This window comes from Salipiger sp. (genome assembly GCF_059781815.1).
Genome location: NZ_JBYNAH010000205.1, coordinates 1 through 9,593, shown reverse-complemented (window position 1 = coordinate 9,593; position 9,593 = coordinate 1). Strand labels below are relative to the sequence as shown.

Sequence of the window (9,593 nt, the reverse complement as noted above, 5' to 3'; positions counted from 1 at the left end):
ACCTGCTGGTTTGCCGTCCTCACCACGTTTCAACCACATCATTTCGGGCTCGGTGCCCATGCGCAGCTGCAGACCGTGCTTCTTCTGGAAGGCTTCGTGCATGCGGCGCAGGTTGCCGCGGCAATCGGCGGTCAGGTAGGCGCCGGGATCGACCTTTTCCTCGCGGTTGCGGAACAGCGTGCAATACATGCGGCCGATTTCCGGCGCCCAGGGCAGCTGCATGAAGGTCTCGGGCTCGGGGATGCCGACGAGCTCGGCAGCCTCGGGGCCATAGCCCAGATAGTCGCCGGCGCGGTTGGTAAAGAGGTTCACCGTGGCGCCGTAAACCAGCTGGAAGCCCTTCTTGGCGACGCTCTCCCAATGATCCGCGGGAATGCCCTTGCCCATGATCTTGCCGGTGACCGACACGAACTGGAGATAGAGGTACTCGATGCCCAGCGCGTCGATCTTCTCGCGCACCGCCTTGATCTTCTCGTCGCGTCCCGGTTCCTCGACGAAGCGTTCGATATCCATGAAGTCCATCCCTGCGGTTTTGTGTTTTTCGAGGCCAAGACAGCCCGACCGACTCGGCTCCTGTCCAGTGAAACTTATTACTCAGGGGAAATTTTTATTCTCTAAGGTGGAATCGCCCGCCTAAATGGCAGTCATCGTTTTCAGCCTGCACAAGCGATAGGCACCGCCGAAGCAAAAGCGCCTCTGAATAGACAAACATCCGGATTCCGCCATGTCGGGGCGCCGCCGCGTTTTGCCGTCAGGAAACTTTATTCACTCTGAGTGCAGGGGCGCCTCAAGCCCTGACAATAACATCCGCAATGGGGAACCAAGGACAATGGAACAGGAACTTGCCGCGCTGACAGAGCGGTTGGCGGCTCTGGAGAGCGCCTCCGCGATGTCGGGCACGATCAACTCGGAAATCTTCTACTGGTGGTGTACGGCACTGATGATCGCCATTCACGCCGGCTTCCTCGCCTACGAGATGGGCGCGAGCCGGGTGAAGAACGTGCTGGCCTCGGGGATCAAGAACATCCTCGCCTTCGCCTTCATGGTGCCGACCTTCTATTTCTTCGGCTGGTACATCTACCTGTCGTTCTACAACGGCCTGCTTCCGGCCGAGGACGCCTCGGGCTGGCCGTGGGAAATGTCGATGGGTCCGAACCTCGCCGACAACGCCACCGGCATCTTCTGGGCGGCCTTCACGCTGTTCGCCGCAACCACCGCCTCGATCTTCTCGGGCGCCGTGATCGAGCGCATCCAGACCGCCGGCTTCCTGATCCTCGCAATCCTGCTGGGCTCGGTCGTGTGGATCCTCGGCGGCGCATGGGGCTGGCACCCGACCGGCTGGCTGACCGTCAAATTCGGCTACCATGACGTGGGCGCCGCGGGCGTCGTGCACATGGTTGCAGGCTTCTTCGCGCTCGGCGTGCTGCTGAACCTCGGCCCGCGTGTCGGCAAGTTCAACGCAGACGGTTCCGCCAACGCGATCCTCGCCCACAACATCCCCTTCACCATCACCGGCCTGATGCTGATCATCGTGGGCTTCTTCGGCTTCCTCGGCGGCTGCATCATCTACATGCCCGGTGAGCAGTGGATCAACATCTACGGCCAGCCCACCACGCTCTCGGCCTTTGCCTTCAACACCCTGATGGGCATGGCAGGCGGCATCATCGGCGCCTGGGTCAAGACCCGCGATCCGTTCTGGATGATGTCCGGCGCCCTGATCGGCATCTTCGCCGCGGCCTCCGGCCTCGACGTCTACTACCCGCCCGTGGCCTTCGTCCTCGGCACCTTCGGCGGCTTCGTCGTCCCGATGGTTGCCGTCTGGGTCGAGAAGATGGGCATCGACGACGCAGTTGGCGCCTTCCCGGTGCACGGTGTCGGCGGCCTGATCGGCGTGGTGGCCTGCGGCGTCTTCGCCTCCGGTTACCCGAACATCGACGGCATGCCCCCGGTCACCCTCTGGGGCCAGATCGTCGGCGCCGTGACCATGGCCGTTCTGGGCTTCGTGCCGGGCTATGTGGTCTCCTACATCCTCAAGGTCTTTGGCCTGCTGCGGGTGCCGGATCACATCCAGGAAAAGGGCCTCGACATCGTCAAGGTGCCGGTTGCCGCGTACCCCGAAAGCTACACCCCGGGCCCGGTGAACACCGCGACCCCGGAAGCTGCCGCAACCCCGGCCGAGTAAGAAAGGAAAGACCAGATGAACACGTCTCCGATCGAGAGCTGGGAAGGCGCCGAAGCGTACTTCACCTTTGCTGACAAGCCCGCAATCATGATGCTCTTCCTGCTGCTCGCCGTCGCGATCACCGCCGGAACGATCATCATCGCCGCGGTGCACGAGAAGCACGCCTACAATAATCACTGACGTCCCTTATAGTCTGTGAAAACCGGAAGGGGGCGGGCCGCAAGGCTCGCCCCCTTTCACATGTCGGAAGCGATTCCCGCCCTGCGCCTATTATTGCAGCAGCCCCGAAGGGCATTGGCGCGAGACAGGAAACAGACGTCGCGAGGGCCCCGCTTTGCCCATCGTTTCCTCCTCTAAATCTCCGTTATTTTTTGATTATTCGCGATTGAGCTAAGCTCTGTCCTACCGGGTCCGTGAGACGCTCGGCACCGCTGTCAGGAGAGATCGAGAGCGGGATCAAACGATTGTAACAGACATAGCTACGCCAAAGATTTTACCCAAATGCCGGCCAGGAGATCCGCAAAGGTCTCCTGGCCATTTCGTTCCGGGTGACGCGGGCGGAGCGTCTTGCTAGAGTGGCGCGATCCCGAAATATACAGGCTTTTCATGACGCAATATCAATACAAGGTTGTGCCCGCCCCGGCGAAGGGAGAGAAAGCGCGCGGCGTGAAGGCCGCCGAAAACCGCTTTGCGCTCGCCATCGAACGGCTGATGAACGAGATGGCCGCGGATGGCTGGGAGTTTCAGCGCGCGGAGCTTCTGCCCAGCGAAGAGCGCAGCGGCCTGACCTCGAGCCAGACGGTGTGGCGCAACCTGCTGGTGTTCCGCCGTCCGGCCAGCGTTTCGACCATCGAAACGCCCGCCCCTGCCGAACCCGCCGCGGCCGAGCCGCTCGACACCGAGGACGACGCCAATCTCGAAGGCCGCAAGCTGGCTTCGGCAGCGGATCTCGCCGCCCCTGCGGCGCTGGCCGCGACCGCGCCTTCAGAGCCCGAGGAGCCGGAAGAGCCGTATCCCGCTGCCGAAGAGACCGCCGGTGAGACCGAGCCCGCCTCCGACACGGCGGAGGAGGACGAGGATGACGAGACACCGCTCGATGGCCCGAGCAGCCTGCTCACCGAGCGGGCCGCGCGGATGCGGCAGGACTAACGCCCTGCCTCAGGCATCCAGATCCAGCGAAAGGGCGTGGATCGCCGCCGTCAGCTCGGCGCCAAGCGCGGCGTGCACCGCGCGGTGCCGGGCGATCCGGCTTTTGCCTGCCATTTCGGGCGCGCGCATGCGCACGTGGAAGTGGCTCTCGCCGCTGCCGTCGTCGCCGCCGTGCCCGGCATGCCGGGCGCTGTCATTTCGTACGTCCAGCTCGCTGGGCGTAAACGCCGCGCGCAGCCGTGTCTCGATTTCCGCCGACCGTGACAAATTTCGTCTCCTGCCCTCTTCAAACTGGTCACGGATTGTCTAAACTCTCTCGTCCGAGTCGAAAAGGTGAGACCATGAGCAGACCTGACCCCTTCGGTTTCGATATGTCGGTGAAGACTTCGAAGAAGAAGAATCCGCGCGGACGCCGAGGCATGTCCGGCGAACAAGAGACCTCCACCCGCGTGTGCGAGCACGAAGGCTGCCAGGAGCCCGGCAAGTTCCGTGCACCCAAGGCACCGGACGTGCTCGATGAATACTACTGGTTCTGCAAGGACCACGTGCGCGAATACAACGCGCAATGGAGCTTCTTCGACGGCAAGACCGAAGCCGAGATGAACGCCCAGCAGAGTTCCGACAAGGTGTGGGAGCGCAAGACCAAGGATTACCGCGACCCCGAGGCACGGGCCTGGGCGCGGCTTGGCATCGAAGACCCGCATCAGGTGCTTGGCGACAACGCCACGCGCAACCCCGGCCGCAATGCCCCGGCCGGCGGCGGCGGACGCCGTCTGCCGCCGACCGAGAAGCGCGCGCTGGAGATCCTCGAGGTCGAGCGCGCCGAGACCAAGGCCGATGTCCGAAAGGCTTACAAGAAGCTGATCAAGGTGCTTCACCCGGACATGAACGGCGGCGACCGCAGCCAGGAAGAACAGCTGCAGGAGGTTGTCTGGGCCTGGGATCAGATCAAGGACAGCCGCAACTTCAAGTAGATATGCCCTTCGCGGGCGGCAGACTCGATGTCGCCCGTGGAAGTCTCTGAAATCTCGGCCTGACTGGGATCAGGCGCGGGATTGGGCACCGGCGAAAAAACTTCCACCCGAACGATCACGACTCGATAGACACACCCTTAAAGGTTGTGTTAGCAAAATTGTGTCGATGGTATTTTCCGTCGTATGGTCCCCGGGGCTTTCCCTGACCCGGGCACTCACGGACCGGCCAGGCCTGTGCGTCAATCCCCTGGACGCACAGGCCTACACCGGGCTCTCTTCGGATATCTCGAACCGGCGCCGCGCGCTCAGGCCGGTCGGAAGGTCAGCGACACGCCGTTAATGCAATGCCGTTTGCCGGTCGGCGGCGGCCCGTCATCGAAGATGTGGCCCAGATGCGAGCCGCAGCGGCGGCAGTGGCATTCGGTGCGGGTCATGAAAAGCGAGCGGTCGGCTTTGGTGCCGATGGCGTTCGGCAGCGCCTGGTAGAAGGACGGCCAGCCGGTGCCGCTGTCGAACTTGGTCTCCGAGGCATAAAGCGGCAAATCGCAGCCGCGGCACAGGAAGGTCCCGGCGCGCTTCTCGTCGTTCAGCGGTGAGGTGAAGGCGCGCTCCGTCGCCTCTTCGCGCATCACCTTGTATTCCAGATCGCTCAGCATCGCCCGCCACTCGGCTTTCGTCCGGGTGACCTCAAAACGCTCGGCAGCCCGGGCCGCGCCGCCTCCACCGAGGCCAAGCATCGCGGCGCTGGTCGCCAGAAATCCTCTTCGGGTCATCGGTCTCCTCCTCGGGTGCTTTCTCTCTTCAGGATGCGCGCAGGGCGCTCTTCGGTCCACAAACACCGGAACAAACCTGCGCGAGGGTCCTGTAACCTGGGGGATACCACAGGCCCTCGCGCAGAACCGCAGGTCGTCTCGCAACCCGCGGGGTCCGTGAGACGGTCCATACAGAGCAGGACCGCAAACCTGTCCCCTCCGCGCTGCCTGCTCGCAGCGCAGAGGGGAACGGCCGCCCGATCAGACGGGAAGGGGACCGGGCGGCGGGGGGCTCTTACATCGCCGGCAGGAGAACCCGGTCGATGACGTGGATCACCCCGTTGGACTGGCGCACATCGGCGATGGTCACATTCGCGGTGCGGCCCTGCTCGTCGGTCAGGGTGATCGTACCGCCCTCCAACTTGGCCTGCAGCGTGCAGCCGCCGACGGTCGGCACCGGATGCATGCCGCCGTCATCGGCGATCATGCCCGCGATGGCATCCGACATGGCGCTGGTCGCGACCACGTGACAGGTCAGGATCTGCGCCAGCTGACCCTTGTGCTGATCCATCATCAGCTGCGACAGGCTCTCGTCCGAGATCTTGTCGAAGGCCGCATCGGTCGGTGCGAAGACCGTGAACGGCCCCTCGCCCATCAGCGTATCGACCAGCCCGGCCTGCTTGACCGCGGCCACCAGCGTCTCGTGATCGGCCGAGTTCACCGCGTTCTCGACGATGGTCTTGTCGGCATACATCGGCGCGCCGCCGACCATCGGGTTCTCCGCGGCCATCGCGGGTGCCGCGAGGCCAAGGGCTGCTGCAAGAACGGTGCTTTTGAAAATCGTCATGTGTTGCTCCTCCATGTGGCATGATCCCGTCCCGTTCGGGGCGGGTATGCTCACAGTCACGAAGAGAGCGCCGGGCCTGTTTCAGATGCCTCGATCACGAGCGCGTGAGGTGCCGCCCTAGCCTTCGACGGCGCTGTCGAACCTCCGCCACGGGGCCCGCGCGTCTAGCCGAGCCGCACCGGGATCAGCCCGCGCAGCGAATTGCCGATCCAGAGGTTTTCGGCGCTCTCGAGGTCCTCCATCTTGAACACCGCCTCGAAAACTTCGCCGGTCAGCAGCAGACTCTCGCGCAACACACCGGGCAGCAGGCCGCAATCGACATGCGGCGTCAGGATGCGCCCGCCGCGTTTCAGAAACACATTGGTGTAGGCGCCTTCGCAAAGCTCGTCATACCGGTTGAAGAACAGCACCTCGGTCACCGACGGAGGCTTCTGGCGCAGGGTCTCGTCATAGAGCGCGCGGCGGGTGGTCTTGTACCTCAGGAACGGATCGCCCGGGTCGAGCCGGTGCGGAGAGATCGTCACCACCGCATCTTCGGGCGACGACCCGAGGTCGAAGGGCTGGTGGGCAAGCTCGATATCGCCTTCCCGCCCGATGGTCATGCGCAGGCGCAGCGGCTCGGGGCTTGAGATCCGCTCGATCCGACGCCACGCGGTTGCGCGGTCGAAGGCGAAGCCGAGCGCCTCGCAGGTCCGCGCGGCGCGCGCCATGTGCATCCCGCCCCGCGTCACCCCCGAGCCGGGCAGCCACAGCATGGTCTCGATCACTCTCAGGCCGGGATCAGACCGGTCACGAAGCGGGATTTCCACAGCGCTTCCTCGTACTCGTCATCGCACACACTGTCATGCACGATACCACCTCCGACGCCCATTTGCGCGCATCCCGTGCCGGTCACCGTCAGGCTGCGGATCGCGACGTTGAAATCGGCGCGGCCATCCGGGCCGGCCCAGCCGATGGCCCCGCAATAGGCCCCCCGCTCCCAGCGCTCAAGCCGGTGGATCGCCTGCATCGCGGCGATCTTCGGCGCGCCGGTGATCGAACCGCAGGGGAACAGCGCCCGCATCAGCTCGGTCAGCGAGGCCTCCGCCTCGAGCTGCGCTTCGACCCGGCTCACCATCTGGTGCACCGTGGCGTAGGTCTCGACCTCGAGCAGCGCCGGCACCTTCACCGAGCCCACGCGCGAGATCCGCGACAGGTCGTTGCGCATCAGATCGACGATCATGATGTTCTCGGCGCGATTCTTGATGTCTTGCGCCAGCGCGTCGCGCAGGGCGGCGTCGCGGTGGGGATCGGCGTCGCGCGGGGCGGTGCCCTTCATCGGGGCAACGGTGATGCGGCCGCCCTCTTCGAGCCGGAAGAACCGCTCCGGCGAGCGCGACAGGATCTGCGTGTCGCCAAGCGCGACATAGGCGCCATGCCCGACCGGCTGAAAGCGCCGCATCGCGCCCCAGAGCCCGAGCGGCGTGCCCGCGAAGCGCAGCGCCATCGGCATGGTGAGGTTGACCTGATAGAGATCGCCACGCGCGATCATCGCCTTGATCTCGTGGAAGCGCTCCGCATAGGCGGCGCGGTCCCAGAGCGGCGTGGCCGCGATGACCCGCGCCTCGGCGCTTTCCGCCTCGGCCCGCGCCAGCAGCGGCGTCGCATCGCTCGGCGCATCGAAGATTCCGAATCTCAGGAGCGGACCAGTCCCCTGCTCCGCGAGCGTTGCCAGCTTGGGCTCGAGCGCGTGGCCCAACTCATAGGATGCGACGCCCGCGATCCAGAAGCCATCGCGCCGCGCGGCCTCGAGTCGGTCGAGCGCGGCCAGCGCCGCGTCGCCAGTGCGCGCGGTGACGATGTCACGGGGAGCCGAGAACAGCGCCGGCGCGCCGTCGGGTCCGGCCTCGACCAGAACGCCGCTGAACGCCTCTGTGCGCATCAAAGCCCCCGCGCCTGCCATGCCCCGGATAAAGAAAGACCGCGCAGGTGTTATCCCACGCGGCCCAGATCACTGTCCCTTACGAGGTAAGGCTTACTTGATCTTGCCTTCTTTATATTCGACGTGCTTGCGCACGACCGGATCGTACTTACGCACGGTCATTTTCTCGGTCATGGTGCGGGCATTCTTCTTGGTCACGTAGAAGTGGCCGGTGCCCGCGGTCGAGTTCAGGCGGATCTTGATGGTGGTCGGCTTCGCCATAGTTCTTCTCCTGCGACGGGCAAGCGCGCACCTTGGCACGCGCCCCGTGAAATCCTTGAAGCCCGCCTTTTACTCATGCAGGCGTCCGAGTCAACCGGGAAAGCCCCGGAAAATTCTGCGTGGAGGGCCTGTAAGCCGGATTCTGTTCAGAGCGGGTCTCCCCGCCCCTCGGCGACCATTCCTCTAGGCCCGCGGTTGCCCGCGCGCTCAAGCTGCCAACCCGGACCTCTCGGGCCAAAGCAGCCCTGCGGTGATATCCCGTAGGATCATGCCCGCGCGAAGTCCCTATTTGGCATTGCTCCCGGTGGGGCTTGCCATGCGGGTCCGGTTGCCCGTCCCCCGGTGGTCTCTTACTCCACCGTTTCACCCTTACCGCCCCAAGGGACGGCGGTCTGTTCTCTGTGGCGCTCTCCGTCAGGTTGCCCTGCCCGGGCGTTACCCGGCACCGGTGCTTCGGTGAGTCCGGACTTTCCTCCCCCAACGGGTCACCCCGAAGGCGGCGGCCGCCCGGCCCTCCACGCGCGCCCGACATAGGCGGGGCGGCAGGACGCGTCAATCGGCGATCGTGCGCCTAGCGCAGCAGCATCGGCTCGGTCATCCAGCCGCGGATGACGTCGCTGAGCCGGTCCGGCGCCTCGAGCGGCAGCAGGTGCCCGGCCTCCTCGACCACCTCGAGCCGGGCATTGGGAATCAGCTCGGCGAGGAAGCTCTGGCGTTTCTCGGGGTGCAGCGTGTCATGGGCGCCGCAGAGAACCGTCACCGGCACCCGGAGCTTGCGCAGCGTGCCCTGCTGGTCGCGCCGACGCTGCAGCACGCGGATCTGCCGCACGAAGGTCTCGGGGCCCAGCGTCAGCGCCATGTCCATCAACATGGCCTGGATCTCGAGCTTGTAGGGGCCGGGCGCGAAGCAATCGGAGGGGATCAGCGCCTGCACCGCCTGATCGAGCCGCCCGGCGCGGGCCTTGATGATCAGCGCATCGCGCTCGGCGGCCTGTTGCGGGGTCTCGGCCAGCGGTGTGGTGTTGATCAGCATGAGCCGCGACACCCGGTCCGGTGCCCGGCGCTGCAGCTCCATCGCGACGACGCCACCAAGCCCGAGCCCGGCCAGCGCAAAGCGCCGCGGCAGCACGTCGAGCAGACCGGAGGCCACCTCCTCGACGCGCTCGCCGCCGTTGATCGGAGCGACCATGACGGCCATGTCGCGGGAGAGATCGGCGATCTGCGGCCCGAAGAGCCGCGCGTCGCACATCAACTCGGGCAGCAATACGAGGGGCTCAGCCATTCCGGCCCCCGAAAATCCGGATCCGTCCCGCGCCGGAGACCAACATGCCCTGCCTCTTGGTGTCTTGTGTTGTTTGCGCGAATCCTAGCACGGAGGCGGGCGAGGAAAAGCGGGAAACCGCCGCGCGGGCGGAGCGCCGCGCACATGGGGAGCAGAACGCCATTGAAGAGCGCTGTGTCCGTCTTCGAGAAATGGTCTGACAGCGCCCTCTGAAGATCCAATCAG

The 9,593-nt window shown here is 65.1% G+C and carries 11 protein-coding genes, 1 other RNA gene and 1 pseudogene; 4 read left to right on the top strand and 9 right to left on the bottom strand.

All coding sequences use genetic code 11. The features are described from left to right. Positions 1–513: pseudogene (locus AC6RA4_RS19670) on the bottom strand (glutamine synthetase); the annotation flags it as partial. Between the two features lie 316 nt (positions 514–829). Here AC6RA4_RS19670 and AC6RA4_RS19665 point away from each other — a divergent pair. From AC6RA4_RS19665 to AC6RA4_RS19655, 3 genes are all read left to right on the top strand, one after another. Next, positions 830–2,182, top strand: coding sequence for an ammonium transporter (locus tag AC6RA4_RS19665; RefSeq protein WP_500163265.1), 1,353 nt, complete (start codon positions 830–832; stop codon positions 2,180–2,182). A gap of 15 nt (positions 2,183–2,197) precedes the next feature. Further along, positions 2,198–2,362, top strand: coding sequence for a hypothetical protein (locus AC6RA4_RS19660; protein WP_222603830.1), 165 nt, complete (start codon positions 2,198–2,200; stop codon positions 2,360–2,362). Between the two features lie 426 nt (positions 2,363–2,788). Continuing rightward, positions 2,789–3,331, top strand: coding sequence for a DUF4177 domain-containing protein (locus tag AC6RA4_RS19655; RefSeq protein WP_500163263.1), 543 nt, complete (start codon positions 2,789–2,791; stop codon positions 3,329–3,331). Between the two features lie 9 nt (positions 3,332–3,340). On the opposite strand, the gene AC6RA4_RS19650 is transcribed toward AC6RA4_RS19655, so the two are convergent. Continuing rightward, a complete protein-coding gene (locus AC6RA4_RS19650; protein ID WP_500163262.1) occupies positions 3,341–3,598 on the bottom strand; it encodes a BolA family protein in 258 nt (85 codons plus the stop codon). Between the two features lie 74 nt (positions 3,599–3,672). Here AC6RA4_RS19650 and AC6RA4_RS19645 point away from each other — a divergent pair, with 74 nt between their 5' ends. After that, positions 3,673–4,305 carry a DnaJ domain-containing protein gene (locus AC6RA4_RS19645; protein WP_500163260.1) on the top strand — a complete coding sequence of 211 codons (633 nt, stop codon included), beginning with the start codon at positions 3,673–3,675 and terminating at the stop codon, positions 4,303–4,305. A gap of 305 nt (positions 4,306–4,610) precedes the next feature. On the opposite strand, the gene msrB is transcribed toward AC6RA4_RS19645, so the two are convergent. From msrB to AC6RA4_RS19610, 7 genes are all read right to left on the bottom strand, one after another. Then, complete coding sequence (msrB, locus tag AC6RA4_RS19640) at positions 4,611–5,078, bottom strand: peptide-methionine (R)-S-oxide reductase MsrB (protein ID WP_500163259.1); 468 nt, start codon at positions 5,076–5,078, stop codon at positions 4,611–4,613. 274 nt (positions 5,079–5,352) lie between these two features. Beyond that, positions 5,353–5,904: a fasciclin domain-containing protein gene (locus AC6RA4_RS19635; protein WP_500163258.1), complete on the bottom strand. Its 552-nt coding sequence runs from the start codon at positions 5,902–5,904 to the stop codon at positions 5,353–5,355. A gap of 164 nt (positions 5,905–6,068) precedes the next feature. Then, entirely contained in the window at positions 6,069–6,713 is a 645-nt protein-coding gene (locus AC6RA4_RS19630; RefSeq protein WP_500163256.1) for an aminotransferase class IV family protein, read from the bottom strand. Next, entirely contained in the window at positions 6,674–7,825 is a 1,152-nt protein-coding gene (locus AC6RA4_RS19625; protein WP_500163255.1) for an aminodeoxychorismate synthase component I, read from the bottom strand. Before AC6RA4_RS19625 ends, AC6RA4_RS19630 begins: the two co-directional genes overlap by 40 nt. 93 nt (positions 7,826–7,918) lie before the next feature. Next, positions 7,919–8,086 (bottom strand): 50S ribosomal protein L33, encoded by a 168-nt coding sequence (gene rpmG / locus AC6RA4_RS19620; protein WP_007799108.1) that lies wholly within the window; start codon positions 8,084–8,086, stop codon positions 7,919–7,921. Between the two features lie 115 nt (positions 8,087–8,201). Then, positions 8,202–8,605, bottom strand: an RNA gene (rnpB, locus tag AC6RA4_RS19615) — RNase P RNA component class A. Positions 8,606–8,657: 52 nt separating this feature from the next. After that, positions 8,658–9,368 carry an alpha/beta fold hydrolase gene (locus AC6RA4_RS19610; RefSeq protein WP_500163253.1) on the bottom strand — a complete coding sequence of 237 codons (711 nt, stop codon included), beginning with the start codon at positions 9,366–9,368 and terminating at the stop codon, positions 8,658–8,660. Positions 9,369–9,593: the final 225 nt, after the last annotated feature.